This window comes from Roseimaritima sediminicola (assembly GCF_009618275.1).
GTDB lineage: Bacteria > Planctomycetota > Planctomycetia > Pirellulales > Pirellulaceae > Roseimaritima > Roseimaritima sediminicola.
This window is the reverse complement of sequence record NZ_WIAD01000164.1, coordinates 1-500: the sequence shown is the minus strand read 5'-3', so window position 1 is coordinate 500 and position 500 is coordinate 1. Positions and strand designations below refer to the sequence as shown.

1 pseudogene is annotated in these 500 nt (G+C 57.6%); it reads right to left on the bottom strand.

Annotation, left to right across the window (positions count from 1 at the left end):
• Nucleotides 1-27 precede the first annotated feature (27 nt).
• Nucleotides 28-500, bottom strand: a pseudogene (locus GE027_RS23865) (hypothetical protein); the annotation flags it as partial.

The following is a 500-nucleotide window of genomic DNA, read 5'->3' as shown; positions in this document are numbered from 1 at the left end:
CACTGCGGCCGGGCGACAATCAGCCGGTTATCCAGATGGCCCCGGATAGACTTGATTACGACAGCGATCCAGAAGGATGGCTTCGAAGAGCTGACGGAAGCTTGTGAATACGAACGACAAAGCCGCCGCACGCGTGCGTTCCCACAAGCTTCGCCGGGTTTTCGACTTCGCCAATACCGCCTGAAACAGTGGGCAGCAGGCCTGCTGAACCTGATCGACAAGGAACGCCAGCATCATCAACGTCGCCAGCACCGTGCATAGATTCTTTTGGCCGTGGCCGTAGTTGTGCTCGAAGTGATATCCCTGGTTCTTCAGCGTATTGAAGGTCTCGTTCTCGATTCGCCAACGGCAGCGTCCTGCACGCACCAACAGCGCGGCGTTCTCGCGAGTGACCGCGAGGTCCGTCACCCAGCTGAAACGTTTGGTCACGCTGCCATCGCGGCTGAACTCGGTATGGTCGATATAGTTAACCAGGAGATCAGGATGACTCGCGTTCAGCG